We start from the raw sequence: 18,687 nt of genomic DNA, 5'->3' as shown, positions 1-18,687 counted from the left end.
GAGGGCTTCGCGGAGCATGGGCAAAAACAAGCCAAACGCCGCTGCGGCCCGTCAGGCATAGCTTACAAGCGCCTGTCTAATTGACAAAGTTGGTAGACCATTCATGCAGAAAGCGCGCGAATTGCGTATTCTGCCTTATCGAAACCCAAGGGGTGATAGCCGGACCGGATTCACCACGGCAAGGGCAAGAAAGAACCACCTTGGCTATACTGACGCCGACTGTAGCGTTTGCATAAAAATGACCACCCTCGCAGACCTTCGCAAAAATTATTCTCGCGGCTCACTCGACGCCGCCGACGTCGCGCCGGACCCGGTGCGCCAGTTCGACACCTGGTTCGCCCAGGCGCTCGACGCGAAACTGCCCGAACCCAACGCCATGACCCTGGCCACCGTCGACGAGAACGGCCGGCCCTCCGCGCGCATCGTGCTGATCAAGGGGTTCGACGAACGTGGCTTCGTTTTTTTTACCAATTACGATAGCCGCAAAGGCCGCGAAATCGCCGCCAATCCCGCGGCAAGTCTGCTGTTCCACTGGATCGAGCTCGAACGTCAGGTGCGTGTCGAAGGCGTGATCGTCAAGACGAGCGCCGAGGAAAGCGATGCCTATTTTCAGTCCCGGCCGCTCGGATCGCGCATTGGCGCGTGGGCGTCGGAACAGAGTCAGCCGCTCGAAAGCCGCGAGGCGCTCGAAGCGCGCGAGCGCGAAATGATCGAAAAATTCGGCGACGCACCGCCGCGCCCGCCACATTGGGGCGGCTACCGGCTCGTGCCGGACACCATCGAATTCTGGCAGGGACGTCCGTCGCGGCTGCATGACCGCATCGTCTATGAGCGCGAGCGCGCGGACGGCCCGTGGGATATCAAGAGGCTCGCACCCTAAGACGGGTCCGGTAGCAGGCAGTACGTCGTCATAAAACGCAGCACCACGGCAACGAACATGAAGGCGCGTCGATGCACGGGCATCCAGAACCGGCACGGCGGGCCTTCCCCTTGATTTTCTTTAGCGCGGAGAAGCAAGCATGTTCTGGGAGAAGAAGCTGACGCAATGGGTCGAGGAAGTGCGGGCCAGGGCCAACCTGCCTGCGCGCCTCGTGCTTTGGGATGGACAGCAGCACGACTTCGGGCAGTTCGCCGCGCCGCAAGTCACGTTGCATGTAAAGAGCGCGACGGCGCTGCCTTATCTGCTGGAACCGAGTCTCGACAATCTCGGTGAAGCGTACGTGAAAGGCAAGATCGATATCGAGGGCAAGCTCTCGGACATCATCAACGTCGGTTATTCGCTCGCGAAGAACACCGTCACGAGCGCGGGCAAGCTGGCTCGTGTGCGGCGCTACTTCAATCATTCGAAGGCGTCGGACAAGAAGGCCATTCAGTACCACTACGATGTGTCGAACGAGTTCTATCAGCTCTGGCTCGACAAGAACATGGTGTACTCGTGCGCGTACTTCGAAAACGGCGACGAAGATTTGGCCACCGCGCAGATCAAGAAGATCGATCACATCCTGACCAAGATTCAAGTGCAGCCGGGCCATCGTTTGCTCGACATTGGCTGCGGCTGGGGCGCGCTCGTGATCCGCGCCGCGCAGAAGTTCGGCGCGAAGTGCGTGGGCGTGACGCTCTCGGAAAACCAGTTCAAGCTCGCGACGCAGCGCGTGAAAGATGCCGGCCTCGAAGATCAGATCGAAATTCGTCTGCAAGATTATCGCGACGTGCCGGGGCAATTCGACCGCATCACGAGCGTGGGCATGTTCGAGCACGTCGGACGCAAGAATCTGCCGGGCTACTTTGCGAAGATTCGCGATCTGCTGGTCGATGACGGCGTCGCGATGAATCACGGCATCACGTCATCCGACGCCGACAGCGGCGAGACCGCGCTCGGCGGCGGCGAGTTTATCGACCGCTACGTGTTTCCGGATGGCGAGTTGCCGCATATCGGTCTCGCGCTCGAAAGCATGCAGCGCGGCGGGCTGGAAGCGATCGACATCGAAAGCTTGCGCCGGCATTACGCACGCACGCTCGACATCTGGGCAGAGAGCTTCGAGGCAAATGCCGAGCAAGCCAAGAAGCTCGTCGATGACGAAAAATTCCGCATCTGGCGCGTGTATCTCGCGGGTTGCGCGTACGCGTTCGAGAACGACGACGTGTCGATCTATCAAGTGGTGTGCCGCAAGGCGGGCCGCAGCGCGACGACCTTGCCGTGGTCGCGGAAATATATCTACGAGAAAGCGCTCTGAAGCAGGGATCGAAGTTTTCGGAAGAGGACGCTGCGCGTGACGGCGACGCGCAGGGCTCCCTGCTCGACGACACGGCGCCGAGTGAGATTGCGCCAGCCGGTGAGCCAGAGTGCCTGCCGGCGTCGGCGGAAAACGGGCAAGCAACAGAACCCGGCCTGTTCGACGAACCCGCGCCGCGCAAGCCCGCGAGCCAGCCGAAGGCACGCGGCGTCCTGCCCGCGCCATTGAACGCCGATCTCGACGCGCTCGCGAAACAACTGCCCGAAGCCATTCATCTCGGCACATCGACGTGGTCGTTTCCGGGCTGGCGCGGAATTGTCTACGGCGACGCGTATTCGAACACGAAGCTCTCGCGCGACGGCCTCACCGCCTACAGCGCGCATCCGTTGTTGCGCTGCGTGTCCATCGACCGCTCGTTCTACGCACCGCTTTCGCTCGCCGACTACGCGCGGTATGCGAGCCAGGTGCCGGAGCACTTTCGCTTCATCGTGAAGGCGCCTGCCGCCGTCACCGACGCCTTCATCCGCGGCCAGCGCGGCGCGCCCGATGCGGAGAACCCCGCGTTTCTGAACGCGCGGATTGCCATCGACGAATTCGTGACGCCGTGCATCGGCGGGCTTGGGACGAAAGCCGGCGCGCTCGTGTTCCAGTTCTCGCCGCTGCCGGATGCGATGATCGTCGAGCCATCGCGCTTCATCGACCGGTTGGCGGCGTTTCTCGGCGCGCTTCCGCCGCTCGAAGGCGAGACGCGTTACGCCGTCGAATTGCGCGACGCCGTCATGCTGACACCGCGCTTCATACGCGCGCTGCGGGACGCGAACGTGCGCTATTGCATCGGCGTGCACGCGCGCATGCCGGACGTGCGTCGCCAGGCGAAGGCGCTCGAGTTGCTGGACGAAGAAACGCTAGGGCCGCTCGTCGTGCGCTGGAGTTTGCACAGCGGCTTTCGCTACGAACAGGCAAAGGCGAAGTACGAGCCGTTCGACCAAATAGTCGATGAAGACCGCGACACGCGCGAGGCGCTGGCCGAACTGGCCGCGCGATATGCGATCGCGGGCCAGCCGGTGGTCATCGCGGCGAACAACAAGGCGGAGGGTTCCGCGCCGCTTACGTGCTTCGAGCTTGCGCGTGGGATTGCGCGGGAATGCGAGCGCGTACAACGCGGCTAGCGGTTGGGTTATAACGTGCGACGGCTGAACTCGACCGGGCTCCCCGGCGTACTGGCTGAACGCTTTGTCCATCGCTATCAAGCCGCACTTCAGGCACCGCTCGCATGCCGTCACGTCTTTTCTTCAAGCGTGACTTGCACGCTAAGATGCCTTGCCTTATGGCATGGACTGAACGCGGCGACTTCTAGGCTCCGACACGGTATGCAGACCGCCCTCGAGCGCGGCCTCCACACCGCCCCGCCCTTCACTTCTTCAACCGATGCGCAAACTTCTTGCGGAACTTCGCGACCTTCGGGCCGACAACCGCCGCGCAATACCCCTGGTTCGGATGCTGCTCGAAGTAGTTCTGGTGATACGCTTCGGCCGGATAGTAGTCGTTGTCGAGCGCGGTGACCTGCGTGACGATCTTGCCGCCGAAGACATCCTCGCGCTGCAGTTCATCGATCACTTCGAGCGCGACCTTGCGTTGCTCGTCCGAATGCGTGAACACCGCCGAGCGATACTGTGTGCCCACGTCATTACCCTGGCGATTGAGCTGCGTCGGATCGTGCGTCGCGAAGAAAATCTCAAGCACTTCGCGGTAGCTGATGATCGCCGGATCGAACACGACCTTCACCACTTCCGCGTGGCCAGTTTCGCCATCGCAGACCTGTTCGTACGACGGATCGACCACCTTGCCGCCCGCATAGCCGGATTCGACCGACACCACGCCTTCGACCGCCAGAAACACCGCTTCCGTGCACCAGAAGCAACCGCCGCCGAGCGTCGCGGTTTCGGTTCTCGCCTGCTCATTCTGCTGGGTCATGCGCAACTCCTCGTCAAGTGCATGCGGCCATGCCGCGGATCACCCATATGGATGCGCCTCGCCGCTTCTTCAACATTCCCCACGGTTTCTTCGATGTTTCGATGCGCGCAAAGGGCTTGCTCCGAGCTTACCGGCTTTTACAAAGCGGCGTTGGCCACACTGCCGACGCTGGCTTATGGCGGTTCCGGACGGCTGATTCCGCTAGAATCGAGCCAATCTCCAGCTTTTAGACAACACGAGAACAGGCCCTTCCGATTCGAATGCAACACGTATCCGGTTCGGCAAGACGAGATTCCACCACCTGATGACAAGCCCTTTCGCCCCGAGGAAACGCGCGTCCGGATCGGCATAAAACAAGACACTTCTAACCGATGACAAGTCCTCTCGCTCCAAGCGAAACTCGTCAGGTCGGCGAAAAAACAAGACGACTTTGCCCGATGACAAGCGCCAAAACCCCGAACTTCGATCCGAAAGAATTCCGCGCCGCGCTCGGCCAGTTTGCGACGGGTGTGACCGTCATCACCACGCGCACCGAATCCGGGCAGTTGATCGGCATCACGGCCAGTTCGTTTAACTCGGTATCGCTCGACCCGCCGCTCGTGCTGTGGAGTCTCGCCACCAAGTCGGCTTCGATGCCGGTGTTTCGCGCCAATAGTCACTACGTGGTGAACGTGCTCGCGGCATCGCAACTGGAGCTTTGCCGGCGCTTCGCCACGGTCAAGGGCGACCGCTTCGCGGGCGTCTCGCACGCGGCGGGCGACACCGGCATGCCAGTGCTCGACGGCGCGATTGCCTGGTTCGAATGCCACAATCGCAGCCGCTACGACGAAGGCGACCACGTGATCTTTGTCGGCGAAGTGGAGCGCTGTGGCGTGCGCGCGAAAGACGACAGCGCGCCTCCGCTGGTGTTTCACGCCGGCGGATTCCACACGTTGGGATCGATCGAATAAGCGCCTCGACGCTTGAGTATCAACGCCTGAGACTCAAGGCGGGCTGCTTGGCCGCGCCGGTTGTTCGATCAGCGCGACGGGCACGCCTGCATCGTCCTTCATGGTTTGCAAGACGATATTCGAGCGAATGTCGATAACGCCCGGCGCCTTATACAGCTTGCTCAGAATGAAATCCGAGTAGTGCTTGAGGTTGTGCGCGAGCACGCGCAACACGTAATGCGTGTCGCCCGTGACGACGAACGCGCCCACCACTTCCGGCCATTCGCGCACGGCCGCCGCGAATTTCTCGTGCCAGTTTTCCTGGTCGTTGCGCATGGAGACGTGCACGAAGGCTTCGAGCTCGATGCCCAGCCGCTCACGGTCCAGACACGCGCGATAGCTCGCAATCACGCCCTCTTCTTCGAGCAGGCGCATGCGGCGCAAACACGCCGAAGGCGAGAGCGCGATGCGCTCCGCAAGGTCCAGGTTACTGATCCGTCCATCTTCCTGCAGTACCGCCAGAATTCGGCAATCTGTTGCATCGAGCGTGAATCCGGTCATTTTTTAGTCCCCTAGCCCGTTTCATCGAATTATGTTCTAGCCACAACGTTTTTGGGTAGTTTTTTTGCAATCACATTTCGAGATAGCACGGCTATGATTTGACGCATCCCAGCGCTTTCTGTTAGCCGACATGACGCTTCTCGATATTTCTCCGCCGATTTCCACCGACACGCCGGTCTGGCCGGGCGATACGCCCGTTGGTATCGAACGCGTCTGGCGCATGGAAGCGGGCTCGCCCGTGAACGTGGCGCGTCTCACGCTTTCGCCGCACACCGGCGCTCATGCCGATGCCCCGCTGCATTACGACGAACACGGCGCGGCTATTGGCGAGGTGCCGCTCGACACGTATCTCGGCGCTTGCCGGGTCGTGCATTGCATTGGCGCGGCGCCGCTCGTTTTGCCAGAACATATCGCCGATTTTCTCGACGATGACAACGCCCCGCCGCGCATCCTCCTGCGTACCTACGCGAGTGCGCCGCTCGACACTTGGGACAGCGCATTTTGTGCCGTCGCGCCCGCGACCATCGATCTATTGGCGGCGCGTGGCGTGAAGCTCATCGGTATCGACACGCCATCGCTCGATCCGCAGGAATCGAAGACGATGGACGCGCATCGCCGGATTCGCGCGCACGGCATGGCGATTCTCGAAGGCCTCGTGCTCGATGCCGTCGCGCCCGGCGACTACGAACTCATCGCGCTGCCGCTCAAATTTTCGACGCTCGATGCGAGCCCGGTGCGCGCCGTCCTGCGCCCGCTTTCCTGATCGCCCGATCTTCCCTGAACAATTGGACTTTTCGATGAAAAACCGTGACGACGCCGCCGCACTCGACCGCGACGACCCGCTGAATGCCCTGCGCGATCAATTCGTGCTTGCGAACGACGTGATCTATCTGGATGGCAACTCGCTCGGCGTGCCGCCCAAAGCGGCTGCCGCGCGCGCGGCCGGCGTGATCGCCGAAGAATGGGGCGAAGGGCTGATCCGCAGTTGGAACACCGCCGGCTGGTACGCGCTGCCGCGACGGCTCGGCAACAAGCTGGCTCCGCTCATCGGCGCGGGCGAGGATGAAGTCGTCGTGAACGACACGATCTCGGCCAATCTCTTCAAGATCCTCTCCGCGGCGCTCAAGCTCGCGAACGAGCGCGATCCGAAACGTCGCGTGATCGTCTCCGAACGTTCGAACTTTCCGAGCGACCTGTATATCGCGCAGGGTTTGATCGAGCAGCTCGATCGCGGCTATGAACTGCGTCTCGTCGATGACGCGTCCGAACTGCCTGCCGCCATCGACGAACACACCGCCATCGCGATGATCACGCACGTGAACTACCGCACCGGCTACATGCACGACATGGCCGCGCTCACCGAGACGATTCAACGCGCGGGCGCAATCGCGGTCTGGGACCTGGCGCATTCGGCAGGCGCGGTGCCGGTCGATCTGAACGGCGTCGGCGCGGACTATGCCGTCGGCTGCACGTATAAGTACCTGAACGGCGGACCGGGTTCGCCTGCGTTCGTGTGGGTGCCCAAGCGCCATCAGAACACATTCTCGCAGCCGCTCTCGGGCTGGTGGGGGCACAAGAAACCGTTCGCGATGGACCCGGTGTATCGCCCGGACGATGGTATCGGTCGATATCTGTGCGGCACGCAGCCTATCGTCTCGATGTCGCTCGTCGAGTGCGGGCTCGATGTATTCCTGCAAACGGATATGCAGACCTTGCGGCGCAAGTCGCTTGCGCTTGGCGATCTGTTCATCGAGCTGGTGGAAGCGCGTTGCGGCGAGTTTCCGCTGACGCTCGCGACGCCGCGCGAACATGCGCGACGCGGCTCGCAAGTGAGCTTCGAGCATCCGAACGGCTATGAGGTGATGCAGGCGCTGATCGCGCGTGGCGTGATCGGCGATTATCGCGAGCCGCGTATTTTGCGCTTCGGCTTCACGCCGCTTTACACGCGTTTCGTCGATGTCTGGGACGCGGTTGAAACCTTGCGCGATGTGCTCGCGGCCGAAAGCTGGCGTGCGCCGGAGTTTGGCGAACGCGCTTCGGTGACTTGAGAGGTGACGGCCATGAATGAGGTTAAAGGCGGCGGATGTCCGTTCGGCCACGGCGCCGCCGATGCCGCACGGGCGGTGCATCCGGCAGAATCAGGCTGGCACGAAGCCAAGCTCGATTTCTCCGATTCGATGAGCTACGGCGACTATCTCGGCCTCGATTCGATTCTGACCGCGCAGCATCCGCGCTCGCCGGACCACAACGAGATGCTGTTCATCGTGCAGCACCAGACGAGCGAACTCTGGATGAAGCTCGCGCTCTACGAACTGCATGCTGCCCTCGAAGCGGTTCATACCGACGCCCTGCCATCCGCCTTCAAGATGCTCGCGCGCGTGTCGCGCATCTTCGAGCAACTGGTGCAGGCGTGGAACGTCCTCGCGACCATGACGCCTTCCGAATACACCGCGATGCGGCCGTATCTCGGTGCGTCATCCGGGTTTCAGTCGCATCAGTATCGGCAGATCGAGTTCATGCTCGGCAACAAGAATGAGCAGATGCTGAAGCCGCATGCGCATCGGCCGGAGATTCTCGCGCAGGTGCGACAGACGCTCGAAACGCCTTCGTTCTACGACGAAGTGATCCGACTGCTCGCGCGACGTGGCTTCCAGATCGCGCCCGAAAGACTGCAGCGCGACTGGACCCAGCCCACGACGCACGACGCGTCGGTCGAAGCGGCGTGGCTCGCGGTGTATCGCGATCCGTCACGCTACTGGGAGCTCTATGAGATGGCGGAGGAACTCGTCGATCTGGAAGACGCCTTCCGGCAATGGCGCTTCCGGCATGTGACGACGGTGGAGCGCATCATCGGCTTCAAGCAGGGAACGGGCGGCACGGCGGGCGCTTCGTATCTGCGCAAGATGCTGGATGTGGTGCTGTTTCCGGAGCTTTGGCATGTGCGCACGATGCTCTGAGGTTGCGTGCGGTCGATGAACTCAAGCTGCGGCGACTGCGCAATCGCGCGCGACGCTCGCCGCCCGGCGACGCTTCGAGCACGGCTGCTTCACGATGCCGCGAGCAGCCCAATCGAGCGGTCCTTCAGGCGAGCCGTCCCGCCAACGTCCTTAATTTCGGCGCAATCGACTCGCGGAAATAACCCTCATCCATCGACGACGCCGGCCCGCTGCTGCTCAACACCAGCCAGCGCCCATTGCGCACGTCGCGAAACGGCGCGGCAATCGCGTTGACGTCGTCGTGCCATTCACGGAATGAATAGCAGCAGCCGTCGCGCGCGAAATCTTCGATCGCGCGCTGCGCCGAAGCCACTCGTTCGGCGCCTTCCCGTTCCCGCAATTCTTCTAGCAAGGCCGCGCGCTCATCGGCGTCGAGCACGGCGAGATAGGCGCGTCCCATGGAACTCGTGAGCATCGACAGACGCGATCCGGGCGCGAGGCCGAGCGTGAGCGCGGTTTCGCTACGAATGGTTTCCAGATAGATCATGTCGAGGCCATCGCGACAGCCGAGCGATACCGCCGCGCCGATCTCACGCGCCAGCGCGCGCATATGTGGCCGGGCGAGTTCCAGTGTGTCCGCGCCCGCCAATAGCGAGAAGCCGAGCGAGAGCACGCCCGTGTCGAGCGCGTACTTGCTGGCGGCATCGTCGAAACGCAGGTAACCGAGCGTGGTCAGCGTATAGGCCAGACGATTGACCGTCGCCTTGGGCAATCCCGTGCGCACGACGAAATCGCGATTGCCGAGAAGCGTCTCGCCAGGGCGAAATGCGCGCAACATATCGAGACCGCGTGCGAGGGCGACGACGAACTTGCGATCGTCGGATGCGTTGGGCGACAGATGAGAGTGGCGGCCGGACTCGTGATCTGAAGCGCGGTCGGACGCGTGTCCGGGATTACGCTCATGCACACGCCCGAATTCGTGGATGGATTCACGGCCGGACTCGCGGCTCGATTCACGGCCTGAAGCGCGGACAGATTCGCGGCTAGAAGCGCCTTTGGAGTCGCCGGCTAATGCGTCTTCGGTTCTGCCATAAGGTGCACGTTCGGCTTTCCGGCGAGATCCGCCGTCGGTTTCACGCCCAGAACCACGTTTGAAAGCAGCAGACATCGGGTGCTAAACTCGAAGGTAATTTGCAAAACATTGTTCCGCTAAGCGGAACGTAAGTCAAGCGCCGGAGCGAGGCGCTTTTCAATCGACACTGCATGGGAGGAGACGCATATGGCCGACGCCGCTCGCTTCAACTGGGAAGACCCGCTCTTGCTGGATCAGCAACTCAACGAAGAAGAACGCATGGTCCGCGACGCCGCGCGCGCCTACGCGCAGGACAAGCTGCTGCCGCGCGTGACGCAGGCGTTTCGCGAGGAAACGACCGATCCGTCGATCTTTTGCGAAATGGGCGAGCTCGGTCTGCTCGGCCCGACCATCCCCGAACAATACGGCGGACCGGGCCTCAATTACGTGAGCTACGGCCTGATCGCGCGCGAAGTGGAACGCGTGGATTCCGGCTATCGCTCGATGATGTCGGTGCAATCGTCGCTCGTAATGGTGCCGATTCACGCTTTCGGCAGCGACGCGCAAAAGGAAAAGTATCTGCCGAAGCTCGCGCGCGGCGAGTGGATCGGCTGCTTCGGGCTCACCGAGCCGAACGCCGGTTCCGATCCTGCCAGCATGACGACGCGTGCGAAGAAAGTGCAGAACGGCTACTCGCTTTCGGGCTCGAAGATGTGGATCTCGAACTCGCCTATCGCGGATGTGTTCGTCGTCTGGGCGAAGCTGGAGGAAAACGGACGCGATGAGATTCGCGGCTTCGTCCTCGAAAAGGGCTGGAAAGGACTGTCCGCGCCAGCCATTCACGGCAAGGTTGGATTGCGCGCGTCGATCACCGGCGAGATCGTGATGGACGAAGTGTTCGTGCCGGAAGAAAACCTGTTTCCGGAAGTTCGCGGTCTCAAAGGGCCGTTCACCTGTCTGAACTCGGCGCGCTACGGCATCTCGTGGGGCGCGCTCGGCGCCGCCGAAGCCTGCTGGCATATGGCGCGGCAATACGCGCTGGATCGCAAGCAGTTCGGTCGTCCGCTTGCGGCAAACCAGTTGATCCAAAAGAAACTTGCCGATATGCAGACAGAAATCACGCTAGGTCTGCAAGGCGTGCTGCGACTCGGGCGCATGAAGGACGAAGGCACGGCAGCGGTCGAGATCACCTCGATCATGAAGCGCAACTCGTGCGGCAAGGCGCTCGACATCGCCCGGCTCGCGCGCGACATGCTGGGCGGCAACGGCATTTCGGACGAATTCGGCGTGGCGCGTCACCTCGTCAATCTCGAAGTGGTGAATACCTACGAAGGCACCCACGATATCCACGCGCTTATTCTCGGACGCGCGCAAACCGGGATTCAGGCTTTTTTCTGAAAGGCGTATGGTGCGACTCGAACTGATCGATCCTCTTTGTAACTTTCGATCAGTTTGCTGAAACTTTTACGGGTCAGATCGGCTCCCACCGTCAGTGATGTCGAGAGTTTGACAAGGCTGCGGCGATTTCCTTTGATTAGCATCGAGTGGAATGAAACCTGCAAGGAGTCTGTGTTGCAGGTTCCAGCCTGCTCGTCAGCAATCGCATCTCTGGCTGCGAATCAGGTAGCCTCACCGATTGGAGCCTTTAATGTCAGAAATCAATAAGGAGCGATTCATGTCGGACATCAAAACCGTTCTCGCTGACGCCGAAGATCTTCTCAAGCAAGCCGCCAGCGCCACGGGCGAACGCGCTTCCGAACTGCGCGAGAGCGCGCTCGCTCGACTGAAGCAAGCGAAGGAGAAAGCCGCCGATGCACAAGTCGTCGTGATCGAACGAGGCAGAAAAGCCGCGCGCGCCACGGACGATTACGTCCACGAACACCCGTGGGCATCCATTGGTATTGCGGCAGGCCTCGGCACGGTGATCGGGCTTCTCATCAACCGCAAATAAGCAGCACTTCCTCACGCTCCTCGACAATGGCCCGGTGATTGCTACGTTCGTAACAGTCACGGTCCATCATCAAGAAAGGACCGAACCGCCAACGCCCGCTCGGGGCGCGCGGATCGACTCTCGCGCCGGAACGCCGCCTCGTGCGGCGACCGGGACAATATCAAAGCGGCACCCAACGCGCTTCTCGCACCCAAGCCATGACGACCGAACGGCCACCGCAGCAATCGTCCCCCGGACCGTTGCGACGAATCATCAGTTCTGCCTTCGCCATCTTCGAGACGCGCCTTGAACTCATCGGTATCGAGCTTCAGGAAGAGAAGGAGCGGCTTATCGGCGTACTGTTTCTTGGTCTCGCCGCCATGATGCTGGCAATGATGGCGCTGATCTCCCTCACCGTGCTCATCGCCATATTCTTCTGGGACACGTATCGCTGGCAGGCGCTTGGCGGCATCACGCTCGTTTATGCGCTGATTGCAATCGCCTGCGGACTGCGTGCTCGCAGCACGCTGCTCGACGCGCCGAACATGTTTGACGACACGCTCGCCGAATTCCGCAAGGACCGCGACACGTTCCACTGAACTCACACGGGCAGTCCGACCATGAGCAAAAAAGACGATACCTTCAAGCCGCCCAAGCGTGACAACGCCAAGGCGCTGCGCACGCCGCACATGCGCGCGCTGCGCAAGGAACTGCTGATTGCGCGCGCCGATGTCGAACGCATGGAGCTTCAACAGGCCACGCACGATCTGCGCACGTCGATCACGCACTTCAGTTTCCTGCGTTTTCTGATGCCTGGCGGCGGCACCCGGCGCACGCCGAAGCGCGGTGCATCGGGTGGCGGCATCGGCGGCATTCTGGCATCGGTCAGCTCGATGCTTGGCGGCAAGGGCAGCAATCTCGGCCTGCTCTTCAAGCAGTATCCGATCATCGGCTCGGTGGCGTCGCTCGTGCTGACCAAGCCTGTGCGGACCGCCGTGGTGCGTGGTGCCAAGCCCGCGCTGAAGTGGGGCGGTCTTGGTTTGGTCGCCTGGGAAGGCTGGCGCATCTGGCAACAGATGAAAGCCCCGCATGCCGAAGCCACCACCGAAGCCGTCGATCCGACGGTCTTCTGAACGTTTAATTTTTCCCTCCCCAGCAAGCGGTGGACTGCGCGTTATTCAGTGCAGTCGCCGCTGATCCCGTCGTGCGGTTCGACCGCACGCCCGTCGCGTCGACGATGAATACGCCGCAAGAATCGTCCTGCATCGGACCATTTGCGACTGGCGTCGCCTCGATGCTGTATCCGCCATTCGTCGCCGATTCCGGCAGCACCGCAAGCCGATAAACCGGCGCACCGCTCGACGGCGCCTGATCCATGCCGGCGGAAAGCGTCATTGCATCCGTCGCCGCCTGCGCGAGCCGCGTACTTTCGAGGAATTGCACGGCGCGCATCGACGCCGCCGCCGCATCGAGCCGATGCGCCTTCGCCACGTGCTGCCGATACGCAGGCACCGCGAACGTCGCGATGATCGCCACGATGCAGAGCGCGATGATCAATTCCAGCAGCGTAAAGCCCTTGTCCTTCATGGTTCGTCCTCAAAACGGCTTCGCCACGACGCGCCGCCAATGTCGGGTCGCGCCATCGATTCTTGATTGCAGCCACGCCTCTGTCTCGGGCGATGCTCCGAAACCACGCGCCGTCACGAGATACGACGTCACCGCCACCGCCTGGTCGGTATGCGACCAAGCCTCGATCAGACATTGCGGCGCGCGGCGCGCATACGGCCAGTCGCCAAACGGCTCGATGGCGACGGCCGACGCTCCTTCGAACGACGCCTTGCTGCGCCAGCCCACGGGCTCCTGCGCGCCCGAACTCGTCACGACGGGCGCATCGGCAATCATGCGAACGCAGCGGACCAACGCGCTGTCGGCCGCATGGAACGCCTGCATCCGCTCGCGCGCCGACACGGCCGTGCGCGTCGCGACGAGCGAGGCTTGCAGCCAGGCGCTGGCGGTCACGAGCATCATCGCGGCGAGCGAGAGGACGATAGGCAGCACCGTGCCGCGCGAACGCGCGCGCCGCCTCACGAGGCGCCTCGCGCGTTGCGTATGCCAACCGTGCGCCAGAAGGCCATGCGTGTGCGTCCGTCATCGCTGACGGCTGGTGCGCCATCGCAATCGACATAGTTCGCCCGACGTTTCGCCTGAATCGCCGCGCCACGCACGAGCACGCAAACCTCGGCGGCGTAGACATCCGGCCAGCGTTCGCGCGCGATGGCCGACGCGTCGATCGCGGCCGGCGCACCCGCGATCCAGTAGACGACGCGCATCCGTTCGACGCCCTCCACCAGCGGTTGCGCCTGACGACCCCCGCCCTCGCAATAAAGCTCCGGCTCGCCGCTCGACGTGCTGGGCTTTGCGTAATAGCGGTTGAAGACGAACGCATCCGAAACCGTCTGGCCGATGCAGTCGGTAGGCGTGCCGCTCGTCGATGGCCACGTCGAAACCGTGTCGGCCGCGTAGCGGACCTGCAGACCGTCCGAGTGACTCGCGAGCGACTCGCACGACGCCGACGTCTCCGCGCCAGTCACACGCCCCTGCGAACAGCCGAAGAGCGGCGCGTCGGTCGCGCCCGCGGCCGAAAATCCGGCCATCTGCACTTGTTGAGCGACGAGATCGAGCGCGCCGACGCCGGCATCGTGAATGTGCGCGGCATCGGCGGCACGTTCGAAGCCCGCACGCTGAGCGCGATAAACCGACAGCGACGCGGCCAGGATCAACAGCCCGAGCGCAAGCGCAATCGAAAGTTCGAGCAGCGTGTGGCCGCGTGAATGAATGAGCCGCGTGTTCATCGTGCAAAGGACATCGCGATGCATGACGTGTGCGGTCGCGCCTGCGGTTCGGGACAAGGCTCCGCGCCTTCCGCGACATGCCAACTGACGGTTGCGACCTGCACGCCGTTGCCGCGATCCGAGATGGCGATGTCTCCATCGGGCAGCAACGCAGCCGCCCTCGCCCGCCACCTCGACAACATGGCCGAGCTATCCGCGCTGCCACGCGTTGCCTCGCCGATGGAGTCGGCAATCAGTGCCGCGCGTTCGCTCAACAGCGCCGTTCGTTCGGCTTTTGCCAGCGCGCTTTGCATGGCGACGAGTCCGAGCGTCGTGACCGCCGCGATCGACAGGGCGATCATCACCTCGATCAGCGAATCGCCGCGCGGGCGAACGGAACGAGTGCGCCCGCCGCGCCTGATGCTCGGCATGACCGATCGCGCGTTCATGCCGATGCTCCGCAAGCGCCTTGAGTCATGCGCGCACGCCCGCCCGCAGCCAATCGAATGCAGCGCCGCGACGACGCATTCGCGTTGGCATCCGCGCTGCGCGGGCCGAAATCGAAGCTACGGAAGCCGCCGATCACTTGGCCCATCGGCGGCGTGAACGAAAGATCCGTCGATGCGCCCGCAATGGCGACCGATGTCATCGCCGGCTGCAAGCGCAAGAGCGTCAGCGCGCCGTCTTTATCGACGAACAGACCCCAGCCGCACGACCAGTCCGCGATACCCGCGTCGCAAGCCTTGCCCGCCGCGAGGCAATGCCGGCTCGCATCGACGCGGCATAGCGTGACGCGCGCGCCGCGTTTGAGCGATTCGGCCCGCGCGAGCGAAAGCGTCGAGAAAAGCGAGCGCGCGCGGGCATCGATCTGATCGCGTGCCTGCCAGGAGAGAAACGAAGGCGTGGCGAAAGTCGCGAGGATCGCCATCACGGCAAGCACCACGCAAAGTTCGACGAGTGTGAAACCGGAATTCGAGAAGCGGCTCATCTGCATGCCTTATTGACGAGTTGAACGAATGCTCAATCTAGCGATAAGGAACGCGCGCCGCCATTAGCCGAATGGACGAGTGTTCACGCGCGTTCGCACGGGGCACACTGCCCGAGGGCAAAAGATCGACTGGGGGAAAGATGCTCGGTACAGACGCGCGATCAGCGCTTGCGGGAAGTGGTCTTTTTGGGCGCGGCGCGGCGGAATTCCTCGAGCACGTCCTCGAACTCGGACACGTCTTCGAAACGCTTGTAGACCGACGCGAACCGTACATAAGCGATGGTGTCGAGCTGCCGCAACTCGTTCATCACGAGTTCGCCGAGACGTTCGCTCTGCACTTCGCGCTCGCCGCTGCCAAGCAATTGATATTCGATACGCGCGACGGCTGCCTCGATGGCGTCCGCCGCAACCGGCCGCTTGCGCAGCGCCAGCTTCATGCTCGCGACGATCTTGCGGCGATCGAACTCGGTGCGGCTGCCGTCTTTCTTCACGACCGACGGCAGCGCCAGTTCGACGCGCTCATACGTGGTGAAACGCTTGTCGCAGGATGGACAGCGTCGCCGCCGCCGGATGGCTGCGCCGTCCTCCGACACGCGAGAATCCACGACCTGGGTGTCTTCGTGTCGGCAGAAGGGGCAGCGCATCGGGGCTTGGTTCCTGGCTCGGTTCGAATATCAGCGATAGACCGGGAAACGCTTGGTCAGCTCGGTCACTTGAGCGCGCACGCGCTCGAGGTTCGCCTGGTCTTCCGGTGCGTCGAGCACGTCCGCAATCAAATTGCCAACCTGCTCCGCTTCCTTCACGCCGAAACCGCGCGTGGTCATGGCGGGCGAACCGAGACGCACGCCGCTCGTGACGAACGGCTTCTCCGGATCGTTCGGAATGGCGTTCTTGTTGACTGTGATGTGCGCGGCGCCGAGCGCGGCTTCGGCCGCCTTGCCGGTGATCTTCTTCGCGCGCAGATCGACCAGCATGACGTGGCTTTCCGTGCGGCCCGAGACGATACGCAGACCGCGCTTGACGAGCGTTTCGGCCAGCACGCGCGCGTTATCGACCACTTGCTGCTGGTACGTCTTGAACTCCGGCGTCAGCGCTTCCTTGAACGCGACGGCCTTCGCCGCGATCACGTGCATGAGCGGACCGCCCTGAATGCCCGGGAAAATGGCCGAGTTGATCTGCTTCTCGAATTCGGCCTTCATGAGGATCACGCCGCCGCGCGGGCCGCGCAGGCTCTTGTGCGTGGTCGTGGTCACGAAGTCCGCGTGCGGAACGGGATTCGGATAGACGCCTGCCGCGACGAGACCCGCGTAATGCGCCGTGTCGACCATGAAGTAAGCGCCGACACTCTTGGCGATTTGCGACAGGCGCTCGAAGTCGATACGCAGCGCGAACGCCGACGCGCCCGCGACGATCAGCTTCGGCTTGTGCTCCTTGGCGAGCGCTTCGGTCTTTTCGTAGTCGATGTCTTCGGCTTCGTTCAGGCCGTAGCTCACGACGTTGAACCACTTGCCCGACATGTTGACGGGCGAACCGTGCGTCAGGTGGCCGCCTTCGGCGAGGCTCATGCCCATGATCGTGTCGCCCGGCTTCAGCACGGCGAAGAACACGCCCTGGTTGGCCTGCGAACCGGAGTTCGGCTGCACGTTCGCGGCTTCGGCGCCGAACAGTTGCTTGACGCGGTCGATTGCGAGTTGCTCGACGATATCCACGTATTCGCAACCGCCGTAGTAGCGCTTGCCGGGATAGCCTTCGGCGTATTTGTTGGTGAGTTGCGAGCCTTGCGCGGCCATGACGGCCGGGCTCGTGTAGTTTTCCGAGGCGATCAGCTCGATGTGATCTTCCTGACGGCGATTTTCCTGCTCGATCGCTTTGAGCAGTTCGGGATCGACCTTGGCGAGGGTACTTTCGGCTCTGTCAAACATACGTTTTCCGTGAGATCAAAACAGGTTGACCGGATCGCGCGTGACGATGCGTTCGAAGCACGAACGCAAAACGCAAGGAAGACGCAGGACGCCAGACGGGTCCACACGCGACGGATGAGGGAAGAATCCGGGTTCGCGGAACGGACAGCCACCGGCAACGCAGCGACGGCGCGCGGATCTCAGCTGCCCAGGCGAACGGCAAAACGACACTCCGCGCTTCCTAGTGGTCGTTCCACCTTGAATCCGAAGATTCTATCGCCAGTCACGCGGGGTTTGAGCGTTGTAGTGTAATGGTGCGGCCGGGTTTAGGCAACTTGGCGAGCGTCTGCGAAACGCTTGAAACGCACGATCGTTCTGGTTTGCAGTTGCTTGCCGCATCGCATCATTGGAAGTACTCTGTGCGCCGTTGCCGGTCGTGTGTCCGCGCGCGCTCCGGCATAGCCCAACCCCCACTTTCCGGAGCCCGCTCATGATCGTATTCGTCACCGGCGCCTCTGCCGGCTTCGGCGCAGCCATTGCCCGCACTTTCGTCAAGGGCGGCCATCGCGTCGTCGCGGCCGCGCGCCGTAAAGACCGGCTCGCCGCGCTATCGAAGGAACTCGGCGACTCGCTCTTGCCAGTCGAACTCGACGTGCGCGACAGCAACGCCATCAAGAGCGCCATCGCCTCGCTGCCCGAATCGTTCGCCCAGATCGACGTGCTGGTCAATAACGCGGGCCTCGCGCTCGGTCTCGAACCGGCACAACGCGCGAATCTCGACGACTGGAAGAACATGATCGACACCAACTGCATGGGACTCGTCGATGTCACGCATGCCGTCCTCCCCGGCATGGTTGCGCGCAATCGCGGTCACGTGTTCAACCTGGGTTCGGTCGCGGCGTCGTACCCGTATCCGGGCGGCAACGTGTACGGCGCGACCAAGGCGTTCGTGCGGCAGTTCAGCCTGAACCTGCGCGCCGACCTCGCCGGAACCGCGTTGCGCGTGACGGATATCGAGCCGGGCCTGTGCGGCGGCACCGAGTTCTCCAACGTGCGCTTCAAGGGCGACGACGACAAGGCCAGCGCCGTCTACAAGGACGTGCAGCCGCTCACCGCCGAGGATATCGCCGACGCCATCTACTGGATTGCGACGCGCCCCGCGCACGTGAATATCAACGCGATCGAACTCATGCCCGTGGCCCAAACCTTCGGACCGTTGCAAATACACCGCGGCTCGTAAGAGGAATCGACTGTATTTGGTGGCCCAACTTCCGCTTCCGGTAAAATGCCGCGGATGTTTATTTGTCAAAAAGCGAGCCGGAGCGGGTCCA

General features: G+C 62.5%; 22 protein-coding genes and 1 riboswitch. Of the genes, 12 read left to right on the top strand and 10 right to left on the bottom strand.

From position 1 onward, the window contains the following. The first annotated feature begins 238 nt into the window (after positions 1-238). The 3 genes from pdxH (at position 239) to P9292_RS29335 (ending at position 3,403) form a co-directional block, all read left to right on the top strand. Positions 239-880 carry a pyridoxamine 5'-phosphate oxidase gene (pdxH, locus tag P9292_RS29345; protein ID WP_250465577.1) on the top strand — a complete coding sequence of 214 codons (642 nt, stop codon included), beginning with the start codon at positions 239-241 and terminating at the stop codon, positions 878-880. A gap of 139 nt (positions 881-1,019) precedes the next feature. Then, entirely contained in the window at positions 1,020-2,234 is a 1,215-nt protein-coding gene (locus P9292_RS29340) for a cyclopropane-fatty-acyl-phospholipid synthase family protein (RefSeq protein WP_244826172.1), read from the top strand. Positions 2,235-2,389: 155 nt separating this feature from the next. Next, positions 2,390-3,403 carry a DUF72 domain-containing protein gene (locus P9292_RS29335; RefSeq protein WP_309964228.1) on the top strand — a complete coding sequence of 338 codons (1,014 nt, stop codon included), beginning with the start codon at positions 2,390-2,392 and terminating at the stop codon, positions 3,401-3,403. Positions 3,404-3,647: 244 nt separating this feature from the next. Here P9292_RS29335 and msrA read toward each other — a convergent pair whose 3' ends face one another. Next, on the bottom strand, positions 3,648-4,208 hold the full coding sequence (gene msrA, locus P9292_RS29330; protein WP_244826174.1) for a peptide-methionine (S)-S-oxide reductase MsrA: 561 nt from the start codon (positions 4,206-4,208) through the stop codon (positions 3,648-3,650). A gap of 437 nt (positions 4,209-4,645) precedes the next feature. On the opposite strand from msrA, the gene P9292_RS29325 reads away from it, so the two are divergent. Next, a complete protein-coding gene (locus tag P9292_RS29325) occupies positions 4,646-5,158 on the top strand; it encodes a flavin reductase family protein (protein WP_250465581.1) in 513 nt (170 codons plus the stop codon). A 33-nt stretch (positions 5,159-5,191) separates the two neighbouring features. On the opposite strand, the gene P9292_RS29320 is transcribed toward P9292_RS29325, so the two are convergent. Then, the gene (locus P9292_RS29320; RefSeq protein WP_244826176.1) at positions 5,192-5,698 is read right to left on the bottom strand and encodes an Lrp/AsnC family transcriptional regulator; all 507 of its coding nucleotides are present in this window, start codon (positions 5,696-5,698) and stop codon (positions 5,192-5,194) included. A 130-nt stretch (positions 5,699-5,828) separates the two neighbouring features. Between P9292_RS29320 and kynB the strand changes: the two genes are divergently transcribed. From kynB to kynA, 3 genes are read left to right on the top strand one after another with little or no spacing between them, the layout of a single operon-like run. Beyond that, the gene (gene kynB / locus P9292_RS29315; protein ID WP_309844259.1) at positions 5,829-6,461 is read left to right on the top strand and encodes an arylformamidase; all 633 of its coding nucleotides are present in this window, start codon (positions 5,829-5,831) and stop codon (positions 6,459-6,461) included. A 34-nt stretch (positions 6,462-6,495) separates the two neighbouring features. Continuing rightward, a complete protein-coding gene (kynU, locus tag P9292_RS29310) occupies positions 6,496-7,746 on the top strand; it encodes a kynureninase (RefSeq protein ID WP_309962489.1) in 1,251 nt (416 codons plus the stop codon). Between the two features lie 12 nt (positions 7,747-7,758). After that, complete coding sequence (gene kynA, locus P9292_RS29305; RefSeq protein ID WP_309962486.1) at positions 7,759-8,655, top strand: tryptophan 2,3-dioxygenase; 897 nt, start codon at positions 7,759-7,761, stop codon at positions 8,653-8,655. Positions 8,656-8,779: 124 nt separating this feature from the next. On the opposite strand, the gene P9292_RS29300 is transcribed toward kynA, so the two are convergent. Beyond that, the gene (locus P9292_RS29300; RefSeq protein WP_309964226.1) at positions 8,780-9,532 is read right to left on the bottom strand and encodes an IclR family transcriptional regulator; all 753 of its coding nucleotides are present in this window, start codon (positions 9,530-9,532) and stop codon (positions 8,780-8,782) included. Between the two features lie 381 nt (positions 9,533-9,913). Between P9292_RS29300 and P9292_RS29295 the strand changes: the two genes are divergently transcribed. The 4 genes from P9292_RS29295 (at position 9,914) to P9292_RS29280 (ending at position 12,769) form a co-directional block, all read left to right on the top strand. Beyond that, positions 9,914-11,104: an acyl-CoA dehydrogenase gene (locus P9292_RS29295; protein ID WP_309962484.1), complete on the top strand. Its 1,191-nt coding sequence runs from the start codon at positions 9,914-9,916 to the stop codon at positions 11,102-11,104. A gap of 250 nt (positions 11,105-11,354) precedes the next feature. Next, a complete protein-coding gene (locus tag P9292_RS29290) occupies positions 11,355-11,657 on the top strand; it encodes a YqjD family protein (protein WP_244826181.1) in 303 nt (100 codons plus the stop codon). Positions 11,658-11,854: 197 nt separating this feature from the next. Then, positions 11,855-12,235: a phage holin family protein gene (locus P9292_RS29285; protein WP_244826182.1), complete on the top strand. Its 381-nt coding sequence runs from the start codon at positions 11,855-11,857 to the stop codon at positions 12,233-12,235. Positions 12,236-12,256: 21 nt separating this feature from the next. Continuing rightward, entirely contained in the window at positions 12,257-12,769 is a 513-nt protein-coding gene (locus P9292_RS29280; protein WP_250492696.1) for a DUF3318 domain-containing protein, read from the top strand. Between the two features lie 4 nt (positions 12,770-12,773). On the opposite strand, the gene P9292_RS29275 is transcribed toward P9292_RS29280, so the two are convergent. The 7 genes from P9292_RS29275 to glyA all read right to left on the bottom strand — a co-directional run bounded on the left by P9292_RS29275 (position 12,774) and on the right by glyA (position 17,377). Then, the gene (locus P9292_RS29275; protein ID WP_309962480.1) at positions 12,774-13,223 is read right to left on the bottom strand and encodes a type IV pilin protein; all 450 of its coding nucleotides are present in this window, start codon (positions 13,221-13,223) and stop codon (positions 12,774-12,776) included. 9 nt (positions 13,224-13,232) lie between these two features. Beyond that, entirely contained in the window at positions 13,233-13,724 is a 492-nt protein-coding gene (locus P9292_RS29270; RefSeq protein WP_309962477.1) for a hypothetical protein, read from the bottom strand. Then, positions 13,721-14,488, bottom strand: a complete 768-nt coding sequence (locus P9292_RS29265; protein WP_309845295.1) for a PilW family protein — start codon at positions 14,486-14,488, stop codon at positions 13,721-13,723. The genes P9292_RS29270 and P9292_RS29265 overlap by 4 nt, the downstream gene beginning before the upstream one ends. Continuing rightward, entirely contained in the window at positions 14,485-14,916 is a 432-nt protein-coding gene (locus P9292_RS29260; RefSeq protein ID WP_309844271.1) for a prepilin-type cleavage/methylation domain-containing protein, read from the bottom strand. The genes P9292_RS29265 and P9292_RS29260 overlap by 4 nt, the downstream gene beginning before the upstream one ends. After that, positions 14,913-15,461, bottom strand: a complete 549-nt coding sequence (locus P9292_RS29255) for a GspH/FimT family pseudopilin (protein WP_244826187.1) — start codon at positions 15,459-15,461, stop codon at positions 14,913-14,915. Before P9292_RS29255 ends, P9292_RS29260 begins: the two co-directional genes overlap by 4 nt. 155 nt (positions 15,462-15,616) lie before the next feature. Further along, the gene (nrdR, locus tag P9292_RS29250) at positions 15,617-16,099 is read right to left on the bottom strand and encodes a transcriptional regulator NrdR (protein WP_250465595.1); all 483 of its coding nucleotides are present in this window, start codon (positions 16,097-16,099) and stop codon (positions 15,617-15,619) included. A 30-nt stretch (positions 16,100-16,129) separates the two neighbouring features. Further along, positions 16,130-17,377 (bottom strand): serine hydroxymethyltransferase, encoded by a 1,248-nt coding sequence (glyA, locus tag P9292_RS29245; protein WP_309962474.1) that lies wholly within the window; start codon positions 17,375-17,377, stop codon positions 16,130-16,132. 178 nt (positions 17,378-17,555) lie between these two features. Beyond that, positions 17,556-17,653: riboswitch (ZMP/ZTP riboswitch) on the bottom strand. A gap of 193 nt (positions 17,654-17,846) precedes the next feature. On the opposite strand from glyA, the gene P9292_RS29240 reads away from it, so the two are divergent. Beyond that, positions 17,847-18,596 carry an SDR family NAD(P)-dependent oxidoreductase gene (locus tag P9292_RS29240; RefSeq protein WP_250465598.1) on the top strand — a complete coding sequence of 250 codons (750 nt, stop codon included), beginning with the start codon at positions 17,847-17,849 and terminating at the stop codon, positions 18,594-18,596. Positions 18,597-18,687 lie beyond the last annotated feature (91 nt).

The organism is Caballeronia sp. LZ001 (assembly GCF_031450875.1).
Taxonomy (GTDB): Bacteria; Pseudomonadota; Gammaproteobacteria; order Burkholderiales; family Burkholderiaceae; genus Caballeronia.
Note: the sequence above shows the minus strand (reverse complement) of the source record. Positions and strands in the feature narration are given on the sequence as shown.

What these genes read in the sequence shown, in the direction of transcription:
- P9292_RS29265 (WP_309845295.1), bottom strand. Translation starts at nt 14,488, where the DNA reads ATGAACACGCGGCTCATTCATTCACGCGGCCACACGCTGCTCGAACTT.
- kynU (WP_309962489.1), top strand. Translation starts at nt 6,496, where the DNA reads ATGAAAAACCGTGACGACGCCGCCGCACTCGACCGCGACGACCCGCTG.
- P9292_RS29260 (WP_309844271.1), bottom strand. Translation starts at nt 14,916, where the DNA reads ATGAACGCGCGATCGGTCATGCCGAGCATCAGGCGCGGCGGGCGCACT.
- P9292_RS29340 (WP_244826172.1), top strand. Translation starts at nt 1,020, where the DNA reads ATGTTCTGGGAGAAGAAGCTGACGCAATGGGTCGAGGAAGTGCGGGCC.
- nrdR (WP_250465595.1), bottom strand. Translation starts at nt 16,099, where the DNA reads ATGCGCTGCCCCTTCTGCCGACACGAAGACACCCAGGTCGTGGATTCT.
- P9292_RS29255 (WP_244826187.1), bottom strand. Translation starts at nt 15,461, where the DNA reads ATGCAGATGAGCCGCTTCTCGAATTCCGGTTTCACACTCGTCGAACTT.
- glyA (WP_309962474.1), bottom strand. Translation starts at nt 17,377, where the DNA reads ATGTTTGACAGAGCCGAAAGTACCCTCGCCAAGGTCGATCCCGAACTG.
- P9292_RS29295 (WP_309962484.1), top strand. Translation starts at nt 9,914, where the DNA reads ATGGCCGACGCCGCTCGCTTCAACTGGGAAGACCCGCTCTTGCTGGAT.
- P9292_RS29290 (WP_244826181.1), top strand. Translation starts at nt 11,355, where the DNA reads ATGTCAGAAATCAATAAGGAGCGATTCATGTCGGACATCAAAACCGTT.
- P9292_RS29285 (WP_244826182.1), top strand. Translation starts at nt 11,855, where the DNA reads ATGACGACCGAACGGCCACCGCAGCAATCGTCCCCCGGACCGTTGCGA.
- kynA (WP_309962486.1), top strand. Translation starts at nt 7,759, where the DNA reads ATGAATGAGGTTAAAGGCGGCGGATGTCCGTTCGGCCACGGCGCCGCC.
- msrA (WP_244826174.1), bottom strand. Translation starts at nt 4,208, where the DNA reads ATGACCCAGCAGAATGAGCAGGCGAGAACCGAAACCGCGACGCTCGGC.
- P9292_RS29320 (WP_244826176.1), bottom strand. Translation starts at nt 5,698, where the DNA reads ATGACCGGATTCACGCTCGATGCAACAGATTGCCGAATTCTGGCGGTA.
- P9292_RS29325 (WP_250465581.1), top strand. Translation starts at nt 4,646, where the DNA reads ATGACAAGCGCCAAAACCCCGAACTTCGATCCGAAAGAATTCCGCGCC.
- P9292_RS29280 (WP_250492696.1), top strand. Translation starts at nt 12,257, where the DNA reads ATGAGCAAAAAAGACGATACCTTCAAGCCGCCCAAGCGTGACAACGCC.
- pdxH (WP_250465577.1), top strand. Translation starts at nt 239, where the DNA reads ATGACCACCCTCGCAGACCTTCGCAAAAATTATTCTCGCGGCTCACTC.
- P9292_RS29275 (WP_309962480.1), bottom strand. Translation starts at nt 13,223, where the DNA reads ATGAAGGACAAGGGCTTTACGCTGCTGGAATTGATCATCGCGCTCTGC.
- kynB (WP_309844259.1), top strand. Translation starts at nt 5,829, where the DNA reads ATGACGCTTCTCGATATTTCTCCGCCGATTTCCACCGACACGCCGGTC.
- P9292_RS29240 (WP_250465598.1), top strand. Translation starts at nt 17,847, where the DNA reads ATGATCGTATTCGTCACCGGCGCCTCTGCCGGCTTCGGCGCAGCCATT.